Annotated in this window: 12 protein-coding genes; 7 read left to right on the plus strand and 5 right to left on the minus strand. The window is 68.9% G+C overall.

The window, feature by feature from the left end; translation table 11 throughout:
* Positions 1-252 precede the first annotated feature (252 nt).
* The 3 genes from glgX to treZ all read left to right on the plus strand — a co-directional run bounded on the left by glgX (position 253) and on the right by treZ (position 7,006).
* A complete protein-coding gene (glgX, locus tag MJ797_RS01410) occupies positions 253-2,475 on the plus strand; it encodes a glycogen debranching protein GlgX (protein ID WP_239330921.1) in 2,223 nt (740 codons plus the stop codon).
* A 70-nt stretch (positions 2,476-2,545) separates the two neighbouring features.
* Positions 2,546-4,948, plus strand: a complete 2,403-nt coding sequence (treY, locus tag MJ797_RS01415) for a malto-oligosyltrehalose synthase (RefSeq protein WP_239330924.1) — start codon at positions 2,546-2,548, stop codon at positions 4,946-4,948.
* 306 nt (positions 4,949-5,254) lie between these two features.
* On the plus strand, positions 5,255-7,006 hold the full coding sequence (gene treZ, locus MJ797_RS01420) for a malto-oligosyltrehalose trehalohydrolase (RefSeq protein WP_239330790.1): 1,752 nt from the start codon (positions 5,255-5,257) through the stop codon (positions 7,004-7,006).
* Positions 7,007-7,443: 437 nt separating this feature from the next.
* Here treZ and zapE read toward each other — a convergent pair whose 3' ends face one another.
* Positions 7,444-8,565 (minus strand): cell division protein ZapE, encoded by a 1,122-nt coding sequence (zapE, locus tag MJ797_RS01425; protein WP_239330793.1) that lies wholly within the window; start codon positions 8,563-8,565, stop codon positions 7,444-7,446.
* Positions 8,566-8,892: 327 nt separating this feature from the next.
* On the opposite strand from zapE, the gene MJ797_RS01430 reads away from it, so the two are divergent.
* Positions 8,893-9,639, plus strand: coding sequence for a pyrimidine reductase family protein (locus MJ797_RS01430; protein WP_239330927.1), 747 nt, complete (start codon positions 8,893-8,895; stop codon positions 9,637-9,639).
* Between the two features lie 80 nt (positions 9,640-9,719).
* Here the strand turns inward: MJ797_RS01430 and MJ797_RS01435 are convergent, their stop codons facing one another.
* The 3 genes from MJ797_RS01435 to MJ797_RS01445 all read right to left on the minus strand — a co-directional run bounded on the left by MJ797_RS01435 (position 9,720) and on the right by MJ797_RS01445 (position 12,832).
* Positions 9,720-10,964: a sulfate adenylyltransferase subunit 1 gene (locus MJ797_RS01435; RefSeq protein ID WP_239330796.1), complete on the minus strand. Its 1,245-nt coding sequence runs from the start codon at positions 10,962-10,964 to the stop codon at positions 9,720-9,722.
* A 16-nt stretch (positions 10,965-10,980) separates the two neighbouring features.
* Positions 10,981-11,895, minus strand: a complete 915-nt coding sequence (cysD, locus tag MJ797_RS01440; protein WP_239330799.1) for a sulfate adenylyltransferase subunit CysD — start codon at positions 11,893-11,895, stop codon at positions 10,981-10,983.
* Between the two features lie 181 nt (positions 11,896-12,076).
* Positions 12,077-12,832, minus strand: a complete 756-nt coding sequence (locus MJ797_RS01445) for a 3'(2'),5'-bisphosphate nucleotidase CysQ (RefSeq protein ID WP_239330930.1) — start codon at positions 12,830-12,832, stop codon at positions 12,077-12,079.
* Between the two features lie 181 nt (positions 12,833-13,013).
* Here MJ797_RS01445 and cysC point away from each other — a divergent pair, with 181 nt between their 5' ends.
* Positions 13,014-14,621 (plus strand): adenylyl-sulfate kinase, encoded by a 1,608-nt coding sequence (gene cysC / locus MJ797_RS01450; protein WP_239330802.1) that lies wholly within the window; start codon positions 13,014-13,016, stop codon positions 14,619-14,621.
* A 409-nt stretch (positions 14,622-15,030) separates the two neighbouring features.
* Here cysC and MJ797_RS01455 read toward each other — a convergent pair whose 3' ends face one another.
* Positions 15,031-21,111, minus strand: a complete 6,081-nt coding sequence (locus tag MJ797_RS01455; protein WP_239330805.1) for a TIR domain-containing protein — start codon at positions 21,109-21,111, stop codon at positions 15,031-15,033.
* 406 nt (positions 21,112-21,517) lie between these two features.
* Here MJ797_RS01455 and MJ797_RS01460 point away from each other — a divergent pair, with 406 nt between their 5' ends.
* Complete coding sequence (locus MJ797_RS01460; RefSeq protein ID WP_239330808.1) at positions 21,518-22,474, plus strand: hypothetical protein; 957 nt, start codon at positions 21,518-21,520, stop codon at positions 22,472-22,474.
* The gene (locus tag MJ797_RS01465; protein ID WP_239330811.1) at positions 22,452-23,129 is read left to right on the plus strand and encodes a hypothetical protein; all 678 of its coding nucleotides are present in this window, start codon (positions 22,452-22,454) and stop codon (positions 23,127-23,129) included. The genes MJ797_RS01460 and MJ797_RS01465 overlap by 23 nt, the downstream gene beginning before the upstream one ends.
* Positions 23,130-23,471 lie beyond the last annotated feature (342 nt).

The raw sequence follows: 23,471 nt of genomic DNA on the forward strand, positions 1-23,471 counted from the left end.
GGCGCGTCCCAGCACCGGCGCGCCGCGGCCGGGCTCATGGCCGGAGCAGACATTATGGCCGGCAACACGAATGGGCCGAATCCGCATATGATCACATCACGGTACGGCTGATCCCCCCACAACGATCGGACCTGGCACGATCCAGCCTGACAGGATCGAAAACCGTCCGCCTGGACTCACCCGGCCCGTGGGGCTCATCCAGACCCGCGCCGGTCGGCGCTGGATCCCCGACCACCCGTAGGCTCCGTGCGTATGTTGCAAGTCTGGCCGGGCAGCCCCTATCCGCTCGGTGCCACCTATGGCGGCACCGGGACCAATTTCGCGATCTTCTCCGAGATCGCCGAGAAGGTCGAGCTGTGCCTGTTCGACGATGACGATGCCGAGACACGCGTCGAACTGAAGGAAGTCGACGCATTCGTCTACCACGGGTTCCTGCCCAGCATCGGCCCCGGCCAGCGATACGGCTATCGGGTGCACGGCCCTCACGACCCGGCGAGGGGGCTGCGTTGCAATCCCCACAAGCTGCTCCTCGACCCGTACGCGAAGGCCGTTGATGGCGAGATCGACTGGGACCAGTCGGTGTTCGGTTACAACTTCGGCGACCCGGACAGCATGAACACCGCCGATTCCGCCTCGCGGATGATGAAGTCGGTGGTCATCAGCCCGTTCTTCGACTGGGACAACGACCGCCCGCCGCGCACCCCGTACAACGAGACCGTCATCTACGAGGCGCACGTGCGCGGCCTCACGATCGCGCACCCGGGACTGCCGGCGGAGTACCGCGGCACCTATGCCGGCGTGGCACATCCGATCATGATCGACCACTACCATCGGCTCGGTGTGACCGCCGTGGAGCTCATGCCCGTCCACCAGTTCGTCCAGGACGAGCATCTGGTCAGCCGCGGCCTGCGCAACTACTGGGGATACAACTCGTTGGCCTTCCTGGCCCCCCACAACGCCTACGCGGCCGCGACCCGGGCCGGGCAGCAGGTCCAGGAGTTCAAGCTGATGGTGAAGAACCTGCACGACGCCGGTATCGAGGTGATCCTCGACGTGGTCTACAACCACACGGCCGAGGGCAATCACATGGGTCCCATGCTCTGCTTCCGCGGGATCGACAATAGCGCCTACTATCGGCTGATAGCGGACGATCCGCGCTACTACATGGACTACACCGGCACGGGGAACAGCATGCGGGTCCGCCATCCGCATGTCCTCCAGCTCATCATGGACTCGCTCCGTTACTGGGTTACCGAGATGCACGTCGATGGATTCCGCTTCGATCTGGCCGCGACGCTGGCACGCGAGTTCTACGAGGTTGACCGGCTGTCCTCCTTCTTCGACCTCGTCCAGCAGGATCCGGTCGTCTCCCAGGTCAAACTGATCGCCGAGCCCTGGGATCTGGGCGCGGGCGGTTACCAGGTCGGCAACTTCCCACCGCTGTGGACCGAGTGGAACGGTAAGTACCGTGACACCGTGCGGGACTTCTGGCGCGGCCAGGACCATGGCATCGCCGAGTTCGCCTCTCGCCTGACCGGGTCGAGCGACCTCTACGAATCCGACGGCCGGCGGCCGTCCGCCTCCATCAATTTCATCACGGCCCACGACGGCTTCACCCTCAACGACCTGGTCTCCTACAACAGCAAACACAATGAAATCAATGGCGAGGACAACTGGGACGGATCGGATGACAACCGGTCCTGGAACTGCGGGGCGGAGGGACCGACCGACGATCCGGACGTGCTCGCGCTGCGCGCGGCCCAGGTCCGGAACTTCCTCACCACGCTCTTTCTCTCGCAGGGTGTACCCATGCTGGTGGCCGGTGACGAGATGGGGCGCACACAGCACGGCAACAACAACGGCTACTGTCAGGACAACGAAATCTCCTGGTTGGACTGGTCGCTGGCGGAACGCAACGCGAGCCTGGTGGAGTTCACCGCGCTCGTGTCCGCCCTGCGCCGGGAACACGCGGTGTTCCGCCGCCGGCGGTTCTTCCAGGGAGACGCGATTCGTGGCTCCGGTGGCACCTCGGGGCACGGCTCGGACGGCGGGGAGCCGCTCAAGGACGGGGAGCCGCTCAAGGACATCGTCTGGCTCCTGCCGGATGGCACCGAGATGTCCGACACCGACTGGGAGTTCGGCCTGGCGCGCTCCCTGGGAATGTTCCTCAACGGCCACGGCATACCCGATCGCAACCATCGCGGTGAGACCGTCGTCGACCAGTCGTTCCTGCTCTTCTTCAACGCGCACTTCGAACCGCTCGGATTCCGCGTGCCGCCAGAGAACTTCGGCACCAGCTGGGAGATCGTCATCGACACCCGGGTACCCACCGCGGTCGTGACCGCGGCTGCCGGCGCGGCCGGCACGCGTGAGAGCGCCGCGCCGGACGCGCGCGCCACCAGCCGGATCGTGAAGGCCAACGACCCGATCGAGGTCGACGCCCGGTCAGCCCTGGTGCTGCGCTGTGCCGACTGAGCCACGGGACGGCGGCATCCCGGCGCCCGCCCGGCCGGTCCCCGGCTCGACCTACCGGCTGCAACTGAGCATGGAGTTCTCCTTCACCGACGCGGCTGTCATCGTGCCGTACCTGGCCGCCCTCGGAGTCACCCACCTGTACTGCTCGCCCGTGCTTGAAGCGGTCGACGGTTCAGCCCACGGCTACGACGTCGTCAACCACGATCAGATCAGCCCCGAGCTCGGCGGTCCGGCCGGCTTCCGCCGGCTGGTGACCGCCTGTCGCAAGGCGGGCCTCGGCCTCGTGCTGGACCTGGTGCCGAACCACATGGCGATCGCCGCGCCGGAGCCGGTGAACGCCGGCTGGTGGTCGGTGCTGCGGGAGGGCCGGGCGTCGCCGTACGCCTCCTGGTTCGACATCGACTGGGACTCCCCGGACAACCCCGGCAAGGTCGTCGTCCCGATTCTGGGTGAGCCGCTGGCGGACTGCCTCGCGGGCGGGGAGATCAGGCTCGCGACGAACGACGACGCCGAATCGGTGATTGTTTATCACGATCACGTGCTGCCGGTGGCCGAGGGGACCGCCACGCCAGGCGACATAGCCGCCACCCTCGACCGGCAGCACTACCGGCTGTGCTTCTGGCGGGTCGCCGGCACAGAGCTCAACTACCGCCGGTTCTTCGACATCACCACCCTCGTGGGCCTGCGCCAGGAGGAGCCGGCCGTCTTCGCCGCGACCCATCGCCTGATCCTCGACCAGGTGCGCGCCGGTGCCGTCGACGGCCTGCGGGTCGACCATCCCGATGGCCTCGCCGATCCCGAGGACTACCTGCGCAGGCTGTCCGAGGCCACCGGCGGCGTGTGGACGGTCGTGGAGAAGATCCTCGAACCGGGCGAGGCCCTGCCCGGCGCCTGGGCCTGCGCCGGCACCACCGGCTACGACACGCTCAACCGGCTCACCCGGCTGTTCATCGACCCGACAGCGGCCAGGCCCGTCACCCAGCTGTACACCGACATCACCGGTTCGTCGCCCGACTTCGCGGCCGTCGCCCACACGGCGAAGCTGGACGCGCTCACGGACGTCCTGCGCCCGGAGCTGGAGCGGCTGGCGGCACTCGCGCTCACCGAGGCGCGGCGGCGGCGCGCGGACCTGACGCGTACCGGTCTTCGCGACGCGCTCGCGGAGGTGCTGGCCGCGTTCGCGGTCTACCGCGCCTACATCCGGCCAGGCGGGGCCGCGACCCTGGAGGCTCGAGCGCACGTGGTCGGGGCGTGCGAGCGCGCCCGGGAGTCCCTGCCGCGGCGGTCCGGCGAGATCGATCTCATCGAGAACCTGGCGTTGGCCGGCCCGCCCGAGTTCGTGGTGCGGTTCCAACAGACCACCGGGCCCGTCATGGCCAAGGGCATCGAGGACACCGCCTTCTACCGTTACGGCCGGATGATCGCCCTCAACGAGGTCGGCGGCGCTCCCGGCGACTTCCCCGGCTTTCCCGCCGGGCATCCGCACAGCGCGGTGCACGAGTTCCACGAGGCCAACGCGACCATCCAACGGATGTGGCCGCTGACGATGACGGCGCTGTCCACCCACGACACCAAACGCTCGGAGGACGTGCGGGCCAGGCTCGCCGTCCTGACCGAGGACCCGCACGGCTGGGGCGAGCTGGCCCGCCGCCTGATCGCCCTGGGCGAGCGGCACACGGACACCGAACGCGGCTGGCCGGACCGGGAGGCCTGCTACCTGCTGGCGCAGACCCTGGTCGGCGCGTGGCCGCTGCCGATCGAGCGCGCTCGGGATCACCTGCTCAAAGCCGTCCGCGAGGCCAAGATGTACACGTCCTGGACCGACCCGGACGCCGGCTACGAGGCCGCGCTGGTGAACTATGTCGACGCCGTCCTCGACGACCGAGACTACGTGGCCGCCCTGGAAACCTATGTTGCGGCCCTGGTGGAGCTCGGGCGCCAGAACTCCCTCGCCCAGAAGCTTCTCCAGCTGGTCTGTCCCGGCGTGCCCGATGTCTATCAGGGCCAGGAGGTGTGGGACGCCTCCCTGGTTGACCCGGACAATCGGCGGCCGGTCAACTTCGGCGAGCGGGCGAAGCTGCTGACCGAGCTCGGGCCGGACCCAGGCGCCCGCAAGCCACCCGCGCTCGACGACACCGGCGCGGCGAAACTGCTGGTCGTCGCCCGTGCGTTACGGCTGCGCCGGGAACATCCGCAGTGGTTCGGCGCGGAAGCGACCTATCGGCCGCTGTGGGCATCGGGCTCGGCGGCCGAGCACGTGGTCGCCTTTGTCCGCTCCGGGGAGGTGATCGCGGTAGCGCCCCGGCTGGTGCTCGGGCTGCGCCGCGGCGGCGGCTGGCGGGACACCACCCTCCCGCTGCCCGACGGTCGTTGGACCGACCTGTTCACCGGCCGTCGGCACGACGGCGGCGTCGCCTACGTCCTGCGGTTGCTGCGCGACTTCCCCGTCAGCCTCCTCGTCCGCACCGCCTGATCGAACCGCCTGATCAAAGCGCCTGATCAAAGCGCCTGATCGAACCGCCGCCGGGCACGCGCCGAAAGAACGATCGCCGGTAATCGGGAGAGCGGGCGTGACCCGGCTGAAAATCAGCTGAAACGCTGTGCGGGACGGGCCCGCATGTGATGCCCTGAAACATGGCACAGCAAGCTCCAGCTCGTCCGGCGGGCGACGAAACCCCTTCCGAGGCAGCCGCGCGGCGTGTCCGACGCCACACGGTAACAGTGCCGTGAAATCAGGATCACAGATGCTCACGGATTCGACGACGGGTAGACAGTACGGATGAGCACTTTCCGCGTGTGGGTGCCAGAAGCCAAAACGGTGAGCGTGATCACCAATACCGGTGGCAACGAGACCGTCCACGAGATGCTGACCGACGACGGCGGCTGGTGGTGGGTGAACGTACCCGCCGCCGGCCACGGCACCGAGTACGCCTACCTGATCGACGGTGAGGTCGACGAGATACCGGACCCGCGCTCCGCCAGCCAGCCTCACGGCGTCCACGGCCGCTCCCGGCTCATCGACCACTCTCTGTTTGCCTGGACGGACGGTACGTGGCGAGGGGTGACGCTGGCCGGTAGCGTCCTCTACGAACTGCACGTCGGCACGTTCACCCGCGCCGGCACCTTCGACGCGGCCATCGAACGGCTCGACCATCTGGTGGCCCTCGGGGTGGACGCCGTCGAACTGCTGCCCGTCAACGCCTTCGCGGGCCGCCACGGCTGGGGCTACGACGGTGTGGGCCTGTTCGCCGTGCACGAGCCCTACGGCGGCCCGGACGGGCTCAAGCGGTTCGTCGACGCGGCCCACAGCCGGGGAATCGGCGTGATCATGGATGTCGTCTACAACCATCTCGGCCCCGACGGAAACCACCTCGCCCGCTTCGGCCCCTACTTCACCGACTCCCACGACACTCCGTGGGGGCCGGCCGTCAACCTTGACGCCCCCGGCTCCGACGAGGTGCGGGCATTCATCATTGACAACACGCTCAGCTGGCTACGGCACTACCACTGCGACGGCCTGCGGCTGGATGCGGTGCACGCCTTTGCCGACACCCGTGCCGTCCACATCCTTGAGGAGATCGCCGTCGCGGTGCACGGGCTCGCGGCCCAGCAGCGCCGGCCGCTGTTCGCGATCGCCGAATCCGACCTCAATGACCCCCGGCTTGTCACCGCGCGCGAAGCCGGGGGGCACGGCCTGGACGCGCAGTGGTGTGATGATGTCCATCATGCCATGTGGGCGGCGCTGTCGGGTGAGCGTCACGGCTACTACAGCGACTTCGGCACCCTCGCGGCCCTGGCCAAGGCGATGGAACGCGCGTTCGTCCATGACGGGACGTACTCGGCGTTCCGCGGGCGCTCCCACGGCCGCCCGGTGCCCAGCCACATCCCGGCGCATCGGTTCGTGACGTTCCTGCAGAACCACGACCAGATCGGCAACCGGGCGGTCGGCGACCGCGCCGGGCAGACGCTCAGCGCGGGCCTGCTGCGGGTGGGCGCCGCGCTCCTGCTGACCTCGCCGTTCACGCCGATGTTGTTCATGGGTGAAGAGTGGGGGTCGACCGCGCCGTGGCAGTTCTTCAGTGACCACAACGCGCCCGGACTGGCCGAGGCCGTTCGCAAGGGGCGCCGGAGCGAGTTCGCCGCGCACGGCTGGGGACCGGACGAGATCCCCGACCCGCAGGACGAGGCAACCTTCATCCGCTCAAAGCTGGACTGGGCGGAGCTCAGGACCCCGCGCCACGCCGGTCTGCTGAAGTGGTACCGGCGGCTCATCACCCTGCGCCGGACCCTGCCGGACCTCACCGATCCAGGCCTGTCCCGCGTGCACTGCAGTTTTGACGAGGATGCCCGGTGGTTCGTACTGCGCCGCGGCCAGGTCGCGATCGTGTGTAACCTCGCGCGGCGACGGCAGCCGGTACCGGTCGAAGGCGTGCCGTTCGACGTCCCGGCCGCGTCCACCAGCGGGTTCACCTACATGCCGGGCCGCATCGAACTCGACGGGGAGTCAGTGGTGATCGCCCGGCTGCTCTGACGCGGCAACGGAGCGGGGCGCGCGGAGAAACCGAGCCTGGGGCACGATCGCGGGCACAGGCTGTACCAGCCTGCCGTACCGCCCGTCAGCGTCGGCGCTCGCGGCGTTCGGCGCGGGACAACAGCACATACAACATGCCGAGCACACCGGCGGCGATCAGCAGCACGACGACCAGCAGCACAACATAGGTCGTCATGCGTACAACCGTCCTTTCCGGCCGAATGCGACGCGGCGAGCCTCCGGCACCGGGCATCGTCGACGCCTCGGTCCATCAGCACCGCCCCGCCAGTATCGCGTCCGGGTGACGGCGACGCATCCCGCGGCCCGGTCGTCCGCCTGGTCACCCCGCGCCCGGGAGCCCGCGCTTCAGGATGCCACCCGCGCCGGGCCGACGGCCCTCTCTCCGCGCAGCCGCCGGTGGCGCGTTCTGGCGCCTGTCAGGACGCCTTGGCGGTACCTTCCCAGCCGGTCAGCTCGCCGGACCCGCCGTCGCGGGCCAGCGCCGAAAGCCGCGAGATCGCGCGCTGGAACTTCTTGCGGTGCGGCCCGGCGAGCATCTCGGCCGAGAACAGCTCGTTGAAGGGCTGGCCGGAAGCCACGACCGGGATCGACCGGTCGTAGAGACGGTCAGCGAGGACCACGAGCCGCAGCGCCATCGCCTGGTCGGCAACCGCGGTGACGCCATGCAGACAGCACAGTTCCACACCGTCAACAAGCGCGCCGTAGCGGGACGGGTGCAACTGGCCGAGATGCGCGCACAGCTCGGTGAACCCGTCCTCACTGGCACCGGGGGTCATCGCGGCACGGCGGCTGACCTCGTCGTCGCGGTGCGGGGCGGGCGGCTTGGGCAGACCGCGGTGGCGGAAGTCCTCACCCGCGATCCGCAGGATGTCGAACCGTGACGACAGCCCCTGGATCTCGCGCAGGAAGTCGTCCGCGCCGAACCGGCCGGCGCCAAGATCCTCCGGCTGGGTGTTGCTGGTCGCGGCCAGGTGCACGCCCGCCTCGACAAGCCTCGTCAGCAACGTGGAGACGAGCACCGTGTCGCCGGGGTCGTCGAGCTCGAACTCGTCGATCGCCAGCAGCCGCAGGCCAGACAGCGCCTCCACCGTCCGGGCAAACCCCAATGCGCCGACCAGCGACGTTATCTCCACGAACGTCCCATAGGCCTTGGGCCCCGGCACCGCGTGCCACAGCGACGCGAGCAGGTGGGTCTTGCCGACCCCGAAGCCGCCGTCGAGATAGACCCCGGGCCGGGCGGCCCCGGCATCCGGCCCACCAACGGCGTTGCGGGCGGTGCGTCCGCCGCTGTCACGGCGTCCGAACCGGAGCAGGCCTCGGCCACCGGCAGCGGCCGGCCCCCCCGGCCGGCTCCCGCCCGGCGCGACCCGGTCGGCGAAGCGGGCGAGCGCCGCAACGGCATCGGCCTGGCTCGGCTCGGCCGGATCCGGCCGGTAGGTGGCGAAACGGACGTCGTTGAACCGTGGTGGCGGGACAAGAGCCGCGACCAAGTCGTCCGGACGTACCTCAGGATGGCGGTCGACCAGACTCTCCGGCATGTTTTCACCCTACGGATGCGCCGCTGGTCGATGTCGCCCCGAGAAGTACCGGGCGAGGTAACTCACACCATCTCACGCTGACCGCCATGATATGCGACAGCCCACACATGAAGCGCCCGGCAACAGGGGACGCGGCATCGCGGGGCTGGCGGGGCCGGGGCGCCGCGCCGCCTGTTGCCGGGCGCTCGTGGCGCTGTCGCTCACACAACGGTCGGCAGCAGGTGGAATAGAGTCCGCGACGTGCGCCGGTTGTCGTCCCCTCAGGAGCTGTCCGCCCGCCTGCTGGCGGCGGAGCATCCCGGAGGCCGGTACCGCGGCGACCAGCCGGTGGGCCAGGCCGCGGCCGGTGGCCATGGCGAGCCCGCACCAGACGACGTCGACCTGGATGCCTGGTACCGGCTGCCGCCGGTCGCGGCCGGCAAGGCCCACGTCCGTTCGAACTTCGTCTCCTCCCTCGACGGTGCTGCCGAGGTGGACGGCCGTTCCGGCGCGCTGGGCGGCAGCGCCGACCGCCGGGTCTTCCGGACTCTGCGCTGGCTCGCCGACGTCGTCCTCGTCGGTGCCGGCACCGCGGTCGCCGAGGACTACGGGCCGGTCATCGTGCCACCGCAACGGCGCGAGCAACGGCTCGCGGCCGGGCAGGCACCGGTCCCGCCGGTCGCCGTCATCTCCGGCAGCCTGCGGCTCGACCCGTCCGCCCGGCTGTTCGGAGCTGATGTGCGTCCGCTGGTGCTCACCTGCCGGGCCGCGCCGGCCGACCGGTACCGAGAGCTCGCTGCGGTCGCCGACATGCTGGTCTGCGGCGACGAGACGGTGGATCCCGCGGCGGCGCTGCACGCACTGGCCGAACGGGGGCTGGGACGCGTGCTGTGCGAGGGCGGCCCGTCGCTGCACGCGGCCCTCGCGGGGGCCGGCCTCCTTGATGAGCTGTGCCTGACCCTCGCCCCGTTGCTGGTCGGCCCCGACCGCATCCGGATCGTCGGCGGCCACCGGTGGCCGATGCCCGTCACGATGGCGCTCGGTCATGTCCTGGAGGAGGACGGCAGCCTGTTCCTGCGCTATCTGCGCCGTTAAGCCCCGGCCCCGGCCCCGGCCCACGCCACCACGTCGCTGGTGCCGGCCGCTCCTGATCCACACCCCTGCTGCCGGGCACTCTAAAGAATCATGCCGGCGCCGACCGTGGACCCGGTCGCCTCGTCGATGAGGATCACGCTGCCCGTCGTCCGGTTACGCCGGTACGGGTCGAAGCACAGCGGTGTCATGGTCCGGACCGTCACCCGGCCGATATCGTTGAGCCGCAGCTCCGACACGGTCTCGTCGCGGTGCAGTGTGTCGACGTCCACCCGGTAGGCGATCTTCTTCAGCACGCCGCGCACGGACCGGGTGGTGTGTTTGATCCCGAGCCGGGCCCTGGCCGACAGCGGCGCGTCCGCCATCCAGCAGACCATCATGTCGATGTCCTGACCGACCATCGGCTGGTTCGCCGGTCGAGCGATCATGTCCCCGCGGGAGACGTCCAGATCGTCTTCGAGGCGTATCGTCACCGACATCGGCGGGAAGGCCTCGGCGACCGGGCCGTCAAAGGTGTCGACGGCAGCGATCCGCGAGGTCAGACCGGACGGCAGGACGATCACGTCGTCCCCTGGCTTGAGGACGCCACCGGCGACCTGGCCGGCGTACCCGCGGTAGTCGTGCAGCTCGCCGGAACGCGGCCGGACCACCCACTGCACGGGGAAGCGCACGTCGATGAGGTTGCGGTCGGAGGCGATGTGCAGCTCCTCCAGGTGATGCAGCAGTGAAGTGCCCTCGTACCAGGGGGTGCTCGGTGAACGGGAGACGATGTTGTCCCCGCCGAGCGCGGAGACCGGGATCGTCGCGACGTCGACGATCTCGAGTTTGGCGGCGAACCCCCGGAACTCACTTTTGATCTTCTCGAACACATCTTCGTCGAACCCGACGAGGTCCATCTTGTTCACGCACAGCACCAGGTGGGGAACGCGCAGCAGGGAGGCCAGGAAGGCGTGCCGGCGAGTCTGCTGGAGCAGCCCCTTGCGCGCGTCCACCAGCAACAGTGCCAGATCAGCGGTGGACGCGCCGGTGACCATGTTGCGGGTGTACTGAACATGCCCAGGAGTGTCGGCGAGGATGAACGACCGCTTCGGTGTGGCGAAGTACCGATAGGCGACATCAATGGTGATGCCCTGTTCCCGCTCGGCCCGCAGCCCGTCGGTGAGCAGCGCCAGGTCGACGTAGGCGTCGCCGCGCTCACGGCTGGTGCGTTCCACCGCCGCCAGCTGATCGGCGAACAGCGATTTGGTGTCGAAGAGCAGCCGTCCGATCAGCGTGGACTTGCCGTCGTCGACAGAACCAGCGGTGGCGACCCGCAGCAGCTCCCCCATCAGAACAGCTTCCCCATCAGAAGTAGCCCTCCCTCTTGCGGTCCTCCATGGCGGCCTCGCTGACCCGGTCGTCGGCACGGGTCGCGCCGCGTTCGGTCATCCTGCTGACCGCCACCTCCGCGATCACCTCGCCGATCGTCGCCGCGGTCGACGCGATCGCCCCGGTGCAGGACATGTCCCCCACCGTGCGGTAACGCACCTGGCGCGCAACGGCCCGCTCCCCTTCCAGCGGCGGCGTCACCGGGGTCACCGCCAGCAGCATCCCGTCCCGTTCGAGCACGTCCCGGGTGTGCGCGTAGTAGATCGACGGAATGTCCAGGTTCTCCTGCGCGATGTAGCGCCAGATGTCGAGCTCCGTCCAGTTCGACAGCGGGAAGACCCGGATGTGCTCGCCCGGACGGTGGCGTCCGTTGTAGAGCGACCACAACTCAGGGCGCTGGCTCTTCGGGTCCCACTGACCGAACTCGTCCCGGAAGGAGTAGACGCGCTCCTTGGCCCGGGCCTTCTCCTCGTCCCGGCGCGCCCCACCGAACACCGCATCGAACTTGTTCTTCTCGATGGTGTCCAGCAGCACCGGCGTCTGCAGCTGGTTACGTGACGCACCTGGCCGGATGTCTTCTGTGATCACTCCAGCGTCGATCGCGTCCTGGACGGAACCGACCACAAGGCGGGCCGACAGCTGCGCGACCCGGGCGTCGCGGAACTCCATCACCTCGCTGAAGTTGTGGCCGGTGTCGATGTGTACCAGCGGAAACGGCAGCTTCGCCGGCCAGAACGCCTTCTCGGCGACCCGGAGCATGACGATCGAGTCCTTGCCGCCGGAGAACAGCAGCGCGGGACGCTCGAACTCGGCCACCACCTCCCGGAAGATGTGGATCGCCTCGGCCTCGAGCATCTGCAGATGGGTGAGTTCGTAGCCTGTGACAGGCATGCGGAATCCCCCTGTCGACCCCAGTGGACAACATCGATGGATGGCAACGCCGATGGATGGCGACGCTGGTAGATGACAACGCTGGTAGATATCAGCCCAACGTAGCCGAGGAACCGGCACCCGGGACAGCGAAGCGACTCACCGGATACAAACTGTCGCATAAAGACAGGAACATCGCTGATCAGCGATCAGCGATCAGTGCCAGAATGCGGCCGGCCAGATCCGGGCGGCAGACGAGCAGGTCGGGCAGGAGCGGATCCGGCCGGTTGTAGACCAGGGGGGACCCGTCCAGCCGGCTGGTGTGCAGGCCAGCCGCACGGGCTACGGCAACCGGCGCGGCCGAGTCCCATTCGTACTGGCCGCCAGCGTGCACATAGGCGTCGGCATCACCACGGACAACGGCCGCCACCTTCGCGCCAGCGGAACCGACCGGTACGACCGAACCGCCCAATGCCTCGGCCAGCCTGGCGACCAGCGCGGGCGCCCTCGTCCGGCTGGCCACGAACCGGGGGCCGCCCACCGGGGCGGGACGCCGCGGCAGCGGCGTGCCAGTCGCCAACGTGACGCCCTGCGCCGGGAGCGCGACAGCGCCCTGGACAAGATCGCCGTCTTGCCACAACGCGACGTGCACGGCCCAGTCCGGCCGATCACGCTCGCCGAATTCACGGGTCCCGTCCAGCGGATCGATGATCCATACCCGTCGGGCGGTCAGCCTCGCCGGGTCGTCGACCGCCTCCTCGGAGAGCACCGAGTCATGCTGGCGGTGCCGGGCGAGCGCACCCGCGAGCCACGCCTGCGAGCGGGCGTCACCAGCGTCGCGTAACGCGGCCGGGTCGCTGAATCCCAGCTCCGCCCGGAGCCGCAGCAGGAGAGCGCCCGCGTCGGTGGCCAGCCACGCCGCCAGGACGGCGTCCGCGGCCTCGCCGGGCGCCGGCATGCCGGCGCTGTCCTCATCCCGTACACCCGCCGGCCCTGCCGGATAGCGCGCGGCCGGGCCGGCCGCCGCCGCGTTCCCGTCACTGTTCACCCATGGCAGTCTGCCACCGAGCGATGGGCGGGGGTGGGCCACGACCGCCCGTCGCCGTGGCAGGACGGACCTCAACCGCTACGGTCAGAGTGTGCCCACCATCCGGCAGAGGAGCGCGTTGCTGGTCGACGAGGCGCGCGCACGAGAGCTGACCAAGGCGTCGCTGCGCTGGCCCTCACTGACGCTGACAGCCACCCAACTTTCCGATCTTGAACTTCTGCTGTCCGGCGGGTATCCCGCTCTCGGCGTCCCGGCGGTGGCCGGTGATGCGTACGACGGCCCGGCACAGCTGCCGCGGCACACCGTTGAGGTGGGCGACGCCTACCCGGCGACCGCCGGGAGCGCCGATCTACCGCGCATACCGCGTCCTGGAACGACGGTCGCGCTCAGGGACTCCGAAGGCGTGATGATCGCCGCATTGCGGGTGACCGACGCGGCGGGCTCAACGTTGTCAGGCCTCGTGGAAGGGCTACGGCTCCCCGATCACCCCGACTACCCCGAGCTGCGGTTCACCCCCGCGGCGTTGCGCCTGGAGCTGCTCCGACGCGGCTGGATCACACCGACCGGCCCAGCCGCCACCGCGCTGTGGGCCGACGGCCTGCTGCATACCGCGGATCTGGACCGCATCGAAGCCCTCGCCGCCGCCGGGAACAGCATCGTCGTGCTCGCCGCGGTCGGTGGCGCGGATCCCGCGGACGCTCGTCACCACCTGCGCGTACGCTGCCTGCGAGCGGCGCTCGCCACGCTGAGCGACGTTCGCGTGATGCTCGCCCTGGTTCCGGTCCGTGCGATGCCGCGACTGACCGAGGCGGTCGCCTTCGGCCCCGACAACACGATCCACGCGGGGGCCACCACCGGCGACCAGCCGGACGCCGGCCAGGCAGCGGACCTGGCAACAGGCCAGCCAGCAGACCAGACAACAGGTCACCGGCCGGCCGACGACCGGGAGACCGAGCCCGCGCTCGCCGCGGAAATCATCCACCGGACGCAGGTCTCGCTCGCCTACGGGCTCGGCTCAATGATCGTCGGACCAGCGCCGAACGCGCCCGGCGCAAGCGCACTGGCGCTGCTGCTCGACCACGGAACACGGCTGCCACCCATGCTCACACCACCCGCGGTCGCCGCCGAGCTGGTCCGGGCACAGCCACCGCGGGGTGAGCGAGGGTTCACGGTGATGTTCACCGGCCTGTCCGGATCGGGCAAGTCCACCCTGGCCGGACTGCTCGCCTGCCGCCTGCTGGAACGCGGTGACCGACGGGTGACACTCCTGGACGGGGACGTCGTCCGCCTGCACCTGTCCAAGGGGCTCGGTTTCTCCCGCGAGGACCGGGACATCAACGTGCTGCGGATCGGCTTTGTCGCCGCGGCCGTCACCGCGGCGGGCGGCACCGCCGTGTGCGCGCCGATCGCCCCTTACGGCACCGTCCGACGGCAGGTCAGAACGATGGTCGAGGACAGCGGAGGTGGGTTCGTCCTGGTCCATGTGGCCACCCCGCTGGAGATCTGCGAGGCACGTGACCGCAAGGGCTTGTACGCCAAGGCGCGCGCCGGCATCATCCCGTCCTTCACCGGAGTGTCCGATCCCTATGAGGAACCCGCGGATGCCGACGTCGTCATCGACACCGCGCAGACATCACCGCAGGCCGCGGTCCAGAGCATCCTCGACCACCTCCATACCCACGGCTGGCTCACCTCCTGAGAGCGACCGGCAACAGGGGACGCGGCGTCACGGGGCTGGGGCACTCACCTCGCCGCTCCCCAATCCATCGCCGCGCGATGCACGGGCACCCCGGCTCGCCGGTCGCCACCTACTGCCTCCGGTGGCTCCCCGCGCCGGACGGCCGGCCGCAAATAGCCGTCACCCCCGGTGACCGCCGTAGTGGTCTCCAAGTAGCACCAACATCAACCGTTGCACCGGAAAGTTGACAGTCCCCTCACAGGGCGAACGCGGCTTCGCGGTCCTGAAGAACTGGCACATCTTCGACCGCTACCGCGTGGCTGCCCCCGCCGCGCCGGCACATTCGCGCAGGCCATCCTCGTCCTCACTCACGAAGGCAATTAGAAAAACCACATTGAAAACGCTCATTGTTGACCGTCGCCCGGAATGATCAGAAGGGCGCCCGGTCCGGCACTTGGTACACTTCACCGAGATACGGATCAAGCTCGCCCAGCTCGAACCGGCGCAGACCGACCACGTGCCAGATCTGAGCACCCAGGTCGCCCGACATCTTGTACCGCCCGTCCGGCGCCATCGCAGCCCAGCCGTCGGGAAGGCCGACTAGGACAAGGTGTGGGGAAGCATCACTCCCACCGGGATCGTCGAGGCGCCACAGCCGGGTCGTTCCGTCATCACCGCAACTGGCGAGAAGGCGACCGTCCGGACTGAACGCGACCGACCACACCCGGCGAGTGTGTCCGGCGAGTGCGGCCACGGGAAGCCCGGTGACCACGTCCCACAGCTTCACGTCCAGGTCGTCGCCCGCGGTGGCCAGCAGCCGCCCGTCCGGGCTCAGCGCGCCCGTCCACAGGCGGTCGACATGACCGGAGAGCACGCGTTGAAGATCGCCGGAAGTCGGGTTCCACAGCCGGGCGGTGCCGTCGTTGCTGACGCTGGCGAGCACGGCCCCGTCGGAACCGAAGACGACCTTGTAGACGCGGTCGGTATGGCCTTCGAAGGTCCTCAGGAGACGTCCGGTCTTAGTTTCCCACAGGCGGACGAGACGGTCGTCACAGCCCGTGGCCAGCGTTTCGCCATCAGGGCTGAAGGCGACGGACCGCACCCGGCCCTTGTGGCCGTGGATCTCCAGCACGGCCCGCCCGGTGGTCCGGAACCACAACCGAACCGAGTCGTCGTCATTGGCGGTGGCCAGGATGTCGCCGTTCGGGCTGAGGGCGTCGGCCCACACGTGGTCGGTGCCGACCCGCAGTTCCCGCACGTAGACGCCCGGCTCGTCCGTTTCCTCGGCGGGCGTGTCCGCCAAACTCCAGACGTGGACGGTGCCAGCGTTGCCGGTACCGACCAAGATGCCTTCCTCGGGTGAGAAGACAGCGGAGAGGATCCGGTCGGATACTCCGGACAACTCGCCCCGGCGCTGCCCGGTCAGCGGGTCCCACAGCTGCACGGCACCGTCGTTGCCGCAGGTCGCGAGCCACGCCCCGTCTGCACTAAAACAGACCGTGGTCAGCCGCCGGCCGTGGCCGGACACCGTCCGCAGGGACGTACCCGTGCCCGCGTCCCAGACCCGGGCCGTGCCGTCGTTGCTCGCCGTGACGATCTGCCGGCTGTCGGGACGGAAGGCCATCGGCCAGACCGAACCCCGGTGACCGGTCAGCTCGTGCAACACCTCGCCGCTGACGGGGCTGGTCAGGCGCACGACCCCATCGCTGTCCCCAGATGCCAGCGCCGAGCCGTCGGGACTGAACCGCACGCGGTAGACGGCGCCCGTGTGCCGCGTCGCCATCTGCCGCCGGCCGCCGGGACGCAGGTCCCACAGCCGGACGACGCCGCTCGTGTCCCCGCTGGCGAGCAGCGGCTCGGTCGGATGAAAATCTAGAGCGTACACGGCACTCTCGTGTCCCCGCAACGCGTCGCGCAGCTCGCCGGACGCCGTGTCGAACAGCCGGATGCGCCCGGCCTCATCCGATGTCGCGAGCCACGTGCCGTCGGGGCTGAACGCGAGGCGGAAGACGGACCCCGTGTGACCGGTCAGAGCCCCGAGCAACTCGCCGGTACAAGGATCCCACAGCCGCGCGGTACCGGTGTCGTCACCGGTGGCGAGAACGGCGCCGCTCGGGCTGAAGGAGGCGGTCCAGATCCGCTCACCGTGGCCTGGGCACTCGCACTGCGGGCAGCCGCTCGGGACCGACCACACCCGGACGACGCCGCTGGCGTCGCCCACCGCGAGCAGGGAACCCGCGGGATCGGCGACGATCGGCCAGACCCGCCCGCGGTGACCTTCGAGCACCCCCAGCGGCCGACCCGTCAGCGGATCCCACAAGCGCACTGTGCAGTCCACCGAGCCGGTGGCGAGGACCGTCTCCCCGTAGTACACGGCGTGCACCCGCCCGCGGTGGCCCTGCAGCGACCGCAGCGGCTGCGCGGAGGCGTCACAGATCAGCGCGCCTCCGTCCTCTCCAGCGACGACGATCGTCAGGCCGTCCGGGCTGTAGGCGACGGGTTCGGGGAGCCGACCGCTCTCGAAGCCGAAATTGACGCTGACCGCCGGCGGCGCGAGGCCGACCTCCACCGGATTCCACGGGGTGACGGCGGCGCCGCGCGCGCGGGCCGCTTCGGCCAGATCGGAGTCGAGGTGCGTGCCGACCAACGCCGCCCGGCGCCACCGCGTCCCGGCGAAGGCCGCCCCGCGCAGGTCGGTGCCGAGCAGTCGGGCCCCGGTGAGGTCGGCCGCGGTCAGGTCCGCGCCGACGAGCTTCGCGTCATCGAGGTGGGAACCCACCAGTCGGGCGTCGCGCAGCAGTGCCCCCGACAGGTTTGTGCCGTTCAGCTGCGCGTTCGTCAGATCCGCGCCGGTGAAGTCAACTTTGTGTAGATCGCGGTACGACAGGTCCTCGCCGGTCAGCGACGCGCCGCGCAGGCTGGATAGCGTGGGGGTCCGGAGCCGTTCACCGATCTTGAGGGCGTTCGCACGCGACATGTCGTCGGCGTCGGGACGCCTCATCACGTCCCGGACCCAGTCTTGGACGGTCTTAGCCTCCGCGAGGTCGCACAGGAAGTCGACCAGGAGCGGGGACAGCGCCCGGTCCGCCAGCAGCGCGGATGCGCCCGACCCCTGGCGCAGCCGATTCGCGATCTCATTCGCGACAAGCCATTCCACGACCGAAGAGTGGATGAACCCGAAAAACCCCTCTTCCGAGCGTACGAGCAGGCTGCCCGATCCCAATGCGTGCGTCGCCTGCGGAGGCGACAGCCGGGCCGCTGCCAGTTCCACCAACGCTTCGGCGACCTCCCGCAGCTGTGCCAGGCCCAGGAAGGACTCACCTGCCTCCCACAACCGCAGGGCGAGGGTCGTGACCGCCACCCAGAGCTGCTCCACGTTCAGTCCGACGGGCGCGCCTGGGATGCCCTGGGTGCGGTTCACCTCGAAGGTCAGCCAGTTGTTGAGGATCTCCTGGTAGAGCCGGGCGGCGCTGATCGTGCCCCTCGCCGCCGCAGCGGTGGCGAGATCGGCGTCGGGCAGGTCGGCGATGAAGCGGAGCATCCGCGCGTTACGGGCTAGCCCGACCAGGTCCCTGATCTGGCTGATCGTCTCGAAGCGGGCCGACGCCGTGGCCTTGTCGCCCTGGAAGTGGTTGACCAGGTAGGCGTGGATCTGGCTGGTCCCGAAATCCTCAATGGACAGCACGCGGCGCCACGGCAGCAGGCCGACCTTCTGGCCGAGCACGGTAAGCACCTGGGCGTCGGTCTGGAAATGGTGCGTGCGGCTGGCTACCACGATCTTGGCGTTGCCGTGGGCGGCCTGCAGCAGCGTCTCAAGGTGTTCGGTGGCCCGTTCGTAGGTCACCCGGGTGGCTAGTTCGTCGAAGCCGTCGAACAGCAGCACGATGCGGCCCTCGGCGAGCATGTACCGGAATGCGCGCAGATCGGCGATGCTGTAGCCGTGGTTGGCTAGGTGCGCGGCCACGAGCCCCTCGACGGAGTGGGCTTTGTCGAGGGTGCGCAACTCGACGAGGATCGGAATGAGGTGCGGCATGCCCTCGGCGATACGCCGGGCGATCTCGTGCATCGCGAAGGTCTTGCCCCGCCCGAAGTCCCCGAGCAGCAGGATGAACCGGCCGTTGTCGTCGGCGAGCAGCCCGAGGACTTCGTCGACGAGCCCGTCGCGGACGGTCCGGTTGGTGCCGACGAGGTCGCGGTAACGCTGGGGAACGTACAGCTCGGGTCGGTACTGGGGGTCGGCCGCCAACCGGAAGGTCTGCCGCGCGACGAAGTCCCGCAGGTCGAGCAGTCCCTGGAACTCGACGAAGCTGCGGACCCGGATCCCACGCCGCGCAGCCTCGCCCCGCAGACCGGGTGGCGGCGGGACCTCGCACACGAGTTCGACAACCCCTTCGGGGTCGAGCGCCCGGACCTGCTGCGCGAACGTCTCCACGTCATCGCGCGTGACCGAGCCGAGCCGGGCTCCGATCCGGCTCTGACGGGTGAAGCCGTCCTCCGTGTAGGTCACGAGCAGATGCGGCACGTCGCCGGCCACCCGGCGGATCGTCACCCGCTCGTGCCGCGCGCGGCAGACCTCCACGATCCGGTCCAGCAGCTCACTCAGTCGGTCTGACGCGCCGTCGGCGTCGACCCGGGGGCCGGGCGAGTCCGGGTCGTCGAAGCCCCGCGGATGCGCCACGGGCGCGACCGACCCGGACTCTGCGGGCCCGGGCTCCTCGTCGAACGTCGTGTTGGCGCGGGCCCACCGAAATTCGCGGCGTTCGGCGACCCGCGCCCGCGGGGCGCCGTTGTCGGGCTCCGCGACGGGCTGGTCGCAGTCTCCCTCCCACCGGGACAGGCCGTCATGGCGAATTTCCACCAACTGGACCCAGCCCGGCGGCGTCGGTGGCGCTACGGCTAGACCGTAGTCGGTCCGCCGAAGGCCGTTATCGCCCTCACCCGGGTCAGGGCCGCCGGTCAGCAACAGGTTGAGGCGAGGTCCAAGGATTCGGTCGAAGGTACTGGTGTCCCGCAGGAAGTCCCCGCCGCCCTCGGCCACCGTGTCCGGTTGTGGCGCGTGGTGCAGTGTCCCGACCCGCAACCACCCGGCTTCCTCGAAGGGCCGAAGCCGATGAGCAAACCAGGCCGCCTGCGCCTCGCCGACCAAACCGTAGCCATCGCCCTCGCGGTGGCTCATAGCAATGGTGGAGTTCACACCGGCTACGACGATCTCCAGATCGGGTATCGAAAACAGGGACCAGAACTGCCCGCTATCGAACACCGCTCCCTCGACGCCCTGGTACAGCTCGGCGAACATCCGCGCGTAGTGGCGCCACTTGGGCCAGTACGGAGGCTGGGGTTCGGCATCGTCAGCCTCGCAATCCGCGAAGTGCGCGGCGCAGGCCGCCCGGGATACATCGTGACGTCCGGGGACAAGAATCAGTCGATGGGGCTCGAGGTTTAGCAGGGCGCGCAAACCTTGCAAGAACGTCAGCGCCGCCTCGCACTCGCGTCGGCCGCCGTTCTCGGTCAGGTCACCGCTGACCACTAGGAGGTCGGGTGTCGGCGCGCCGCTGTGGACGAGTTGCGTTGTCTCGGCCCAGATCCGGTCCTGCCTCGCCGTCGGGCTCATCGAGTCGTTCCCGCCGCTCCGGCCGAACCGCGGGCCCGGTATCTGCAGCATGGTGATGGCGTCAGTCCCCCCACGGGTGGGCGGCAAGGCTGGCGGGTAGTCAGGCGGTCGCACGGGAAGGCGGCGCGCCGCGCGGCGTTCCGCCGTTACGTCGACGCCGGTCGGCGTCGGGTCGTTGACGCGTAGCAGCGGATACGGCGGCGCGCTCGCCGGGCGGGCATGCCCCACCAGCGCGTGGCGAACCCTCTCCAGCAGCCGTCGACCGGCCTCAGCGGGATCGAGAACGTCGACGAGGTCGACGTACGTGATCATCGAGAGCAGACCTTCGAGTTCGCATTCCTCGACCCGCACCGGGACCAGCTTGCTGATCGGGCCGCCGCCAGTCGCGCGCATTGCCGCCTGCCACTCCAACCGGCCCCAGCGCGACCGCATGTAGCTGTGGGACAGCACCGCGATGACGGCGGTCGCTTCGGTCAGGGCCCGATCCATGAAGTCCATGAAGTTCGAACCCGGAATGAAGTCCCAGGCCTGCAGCACGGAGCGGTAGCCAGCCTCCTCCAGCTGCGAGGCGATCCAGCTGGCCCAGCGCTCGTCGGCCGGGGAATAGCTAACAAAGAAGACCGGTCGCGACCGTGGTCCGTCGGGCTGTTGCTCCGCGTCTTTGGCGATCTCACCGCGCAATTGATCCGGCGTGACCCCAAGCACCTGCGCCAGCACTTCCAGCTCGTGGCGGGTCATGCGCCGACGCAGCGACTCGATCTTGGAGATCGCGCTCCTGGACAGGGTCTCAGCACCCGCACGGGCACAGGCGTCCGCGAGCCTCTGCGCAGACAGGTCCCGGCTGCGGCGCAGCTCCCGCAAGCGGGTCGCGAGCCGCTCGTCCACCTCGATGCTGTCCACCGACCCTCCCTGTGCTCCAGTTGCTCGGAGCAGTTTGCGCCAGGCTCTTGCGCAGCTGCTCCACTGCTGCGCATACTCGAAGCATTACATACCTGGGGTGGCCTTTGGGACCTCCACGCAACTGTCTCGGCCCGAGAGGGGCAGAAATGGCACCCGGCCTGGTGCGTCTACCAATGACGTCGCGTCGCGGGTGCCCGTTCACCCCGCCATAACGACGGGGGCCGCACCAACACCCTCCTCGGACGGGCGGAGCGCAAGAGGTCTGCGCGCCGTCCTACCGGTCACGCGGAATCTCCAGGATCTGTCGCGACCATATTTGAACGTGCGGGCAGGACTCACCGCAATCGGACCAGATGGACCGTGCGGGCCCGCGGACAGATTCTCACCTGACCGGCTGGGGGATGGCATGCGGCGTTATGCCACGTGGCTACAAGCCAACGCGGACGCGATAATGGCGTTGGTGACGGCGCTCGGGCTGTGTGTCCTCAACTTCCTGGGCGAGGCGTCGCAGAGCACAGTGTCCAACGGCCTGCTGGCGGTGCTCGCCCTGCTGGCGGTCGCTCTCATCCGGGACCGGTGGGAGCGTGAGCACTCATACCTGGCCTTCATCCAGGTCGTCAGCCGGACGGAACGGCTCCTGGGCGTGGTCGAGCAGGCGCTTCACGGGACATCCGCGTTGGCCGTCGTCACCAGCGACGAGATTGCGGAGGAGCTGTCTCGGGCGCAGCGCGACACCGAACGCTGGTTCTTCAGCGGTTTCACCGGAAGCTATCTGCGCGAGGTCACTCTTCCCGCGTGCGTCGATGCCGCCCGGCGCAACAGGCGCCGGCTCGACGTGACCATTGAGATCATCGACCCTACCAACCTCGAGTTGTGCGCGCGGTACGTACGCTCATGGTCGCGGTATTCTCTGACGCCGGACACGAGCGGCGAGGAATGGACGGTCGCCCGCGTCCAGCGCGAATGCTATGCGACCATTCTCGCTGCTTTCTGGCATAAGGAGAGGTACGACCGGATCGACATACGAGTCAAACTCTCGTCGATCTTGAACACTTACCAACTGGATCTGTCGTCCACCGCGGTCATCGTCACTCAGGACGACCTCCGGGCGTTCGGCCACGTAGTCCGGCGGTCCAGCGTTCTCTACGACTTCTATCTCAACCAGATGCGGCAAACTCTGGAACAGGCCCGTGACGTCCCCCTGCACTTCGCCAGAAACATCATCTTGGGGCAGAGGCCGGGCGTCGGATCGGTGCGAAATCTGTTCGCGGCATTGGGGCTGAGGCTCGACGACTTGTCCGACCAGAACGTTGAAAGCATCATGCGAAAGGCAGGCATCAATGTTCTTGTGCCGTCAGCCTGACACCACCTCCATCGCCACTATGATCAGCCAGGGGGTTGATCTCCAGAATGTGGGGCCGCGCATTGGCGAGATCCTCGACGCGATCCAGTCCGGAGTCTACGAGCGGCCGATGATCAGGCACCCCCTCGGCTTCTACTGCCTACGTGTCCATAAGGCTAACCGCTCGGAGCGCTACGGTCTCTGCATCCATGTCTGGCGGGCCGGGGCGCGGATCACGCCGTCCACCGTGTCGAGAATCCACCTCCACACCTGGCGGCTTTTCAGTTATATCTTGTTCGGCCGGGTGCAAAACCAGCAGATCGAGGTGCTGTCGAACAGTGAGCGGCCGACCCACCAGGTCTTCAAGGTCAGGAGCACCAGCGCCACCGACACCATCGTGCCTACCGGCGAGATGGTGACCTTCCAGGTCGCCGGCGCGCAGAATTTCTGCGTGGGAGAACGGTACCTGGTACCGCCACGCACCTACCACCAGACCGCCGTCATGGACCCCAACCTAACCGTGACGGCAATGGTCTCGGAGAACTGGAACTCAGGTTCCCAACTCGTCCTCGGACCACGGGATCTGGACACGCACACCGTCCACCGGGAGAGCTGTCCGACCTCGGAGACGAGGCAGGTGGCGAGGGACCTGCTCGCTCACCTCGCGCTGTCCTGACCCGAGTGTCTGCCGGCCATGACCGACACCGCCGCGTACAAAGCTCGCTCGGAGCCGCTATGACGCGGCTGGCCAGGATGCAAGGGCGACCCCTGCGGTATGCAGATACTCTCATCGGCGTGGCTCCCTCCGAGCGTGCCCGGGAACGCCGACGTCCCCGGCGCACACCTGAGGAGCTGCCTGCCGCCCGACCCGATATGGAAGTGAAGGCACCGCGTGCGGAACGTCAGTAGGTGGCTCGCCGGAGAATCGCCTCCGGTAACGTTCGCCGGGCGAACGTCGGTGCGCCATATTACCTTCGCCTTGATCAGCTTTAGGGCCTGTAAGAACAACGGTGTAACG

The organism is Protofrankia sp. CiP3 (genome assembly GCF_917627345.1).
Classification (GTDB): Bacteria; Actinomycetota; Actinomycetes; order Frankiales; family Frankiaceae; genus Protofrankia.